Origin of the sequence: Streptomyces sp. SPB074, assembly GCF_000154905.1 — a bacterium.
Lineage (GTDB): Bacteria > Actinomycetota > Actinomycetes > Streptomycetales > Streptomycetaceae > Streptomyces.
The window spans coordinates 5,783,845-5,784,165 of the sequence record NZ_GG770539.1 but is presented as its reverse complement, the minus strand read 5'-3'; the positions used below and the strand labels follow the sequence as shown (position 1 = coordinate 5,784,165).

1 pseudogene is annotated in these 321 nt (G+C 76.9%); it reads right to left on the bottom strand.

The features are described from left to right. Positions 1 to 321, bottom strand: a pseudogene (locus SSBG_RS24450) (DNA polymerase III subunit alpha); the annotation flags it as partial.

Genomic DNA, 321 nt, shown 5'->3' with positions numbered 1-321 from the left:
AGGCCCGTGCCGTCGACCAGGGTCGTGAAGACGACGCGTTTGCCGGAGCGGATGGGCGGGGTCTGGGTCGCGGCCTTGGCGCCCGCGACGAGGACGGTGGCGCCGTGCGGGGCCTCGCGCAGCCGTCGCGCGGTGACGGCGCCGAGTTCGCGCAGGAACTCCTGGTGGTCGCCCATGAGGTGGCGGGAGGCGTCCATGCCGAGGACGCCGAGTTCGGCGCTGAGGCGTTCGGTCTCGTCCAGGTCGGGGAGCCCGGCCGGGGCGGTGCGGCGGCCGCCGGAGAGCGGGAGCTGCGTACCGCCGTGCGAGGCCGCGCCCCGG